Below are 1,164 nucleotides of genomic sequence, written 5' to 3' on the forward strand. Positions count from 1 at the left end.
TGAAGAGTGAGTTGGTGGACTTCGTCCAGCACGCCCGTTTCGACCGGCAGTTGACTGCTCTGCTCCGGGACGCGGCCGGCACCGGCCCGCTCGACGAGGCCGTCCTCGTCCGCACCATCGATCACTTCGCCCTCGAGTACCGCCTTCGAGACGGCGGCACCGTGGTGGAACAGTTCGTAGCACTCCGCCGCCCACCCCTGACCGACGACGAGCGCGCGATGCTGCTGGGGTGGCGTGACGTCGTCGAGGGCTACTTCGAGGTGCACCCGGCAGCCGACGACGACCTCGGCACCGTCGTCCTCCACAACCTCGTCGACGACCTGTATTACCCGGTACACTCCAACACCGGCCCGGACGTGGTCGCCGCACTGCAGCCCGGGATGTTCGTCTACTGCCGCATCGTGCCCGTCCACCCCGTCACCGGACACTGGCTGATCAGCGGCCACCTGCTCCCCTTCCCCGCGTCCTCCGGCCCGGTCCTCGCGCAGGCCGCGCAGGAAGTGCTCACCGCCGATCCGAGTCTGCTGCGCCGCAACCGCGACCTGTACCAGCGGGCCTGGCAGCTGCAGGCCGACGCCCGTGCCGCATTCCTCGACTTCTTCGGAACCGATCTGGTGATCCTGCCGCCCGCCGCGGCCCAGGCGCGACTGATCGAGTACTACCGGCACCACCTCGCCCGGGCCGATGCCGCCACAACGGCCCACGACCCACCCAGCAGCCCGGCGGCGCCGCACGCGCTGACCGCCGAGCAGATGGGCCGACTGCCCGAGGACTACCTCGACGCGGACAGCGTCGGTTTGATCTACGACGAGACCGAGGGCCTCAACTATTACCAGGATTTCGGCCGTCTGGACGCGATGTTCGCTGATCCCGCGCTGGCCGGCGACCACACCCACATCGCCCTTCTGCGCGCCTACCTCGACGACGACACGGTCTCCGCCCTGCCGCTCCGCAGACTGGCGCAACGCCATCCCGACGGCGTCGACCTCGTTTTCCGGACCCTGCTGCGAAGGCCCCGCTTCTGTTGGCACCGCGACGGTGAAGACCTCCTGCGCACCCGCAAGAAGGAATTCTTCCAACGAGAGACAGCGCCCAGCTTCACCGTCACCGGTCGACGCCTCGCCGAACTTCTCTACCCCCACGGCAATGAGGACGGCATCGTCA

The 1,164-nt window shown here is 68.4% G+C and carries 1 protein-coding gene; it reads left to right on the forward strand.

What is annotated here, in order from left to right; all coding sequences use genetic code 11:
• Positions 1-14: 14 nt before the first annotated feature.
• Positions 15-1,164: hypothetical protein (locus G9373_RS45345; RefSeq protein WP_346842944.1), on the forward strand; the 1,150-nt coding region annotated here is incomplete at its 3' end.

Origin of the sequence: Rhodococcus sp. A14 (assembly GCF_011603105.1) — a bacterium.
Classification (GTDB): Bacteria; Actinomycetota; Actinomycetes; order Mycobacteriales; family Mycobacteriaceae; genus Rhodococcus_F; species Rhodococcus_F opacus.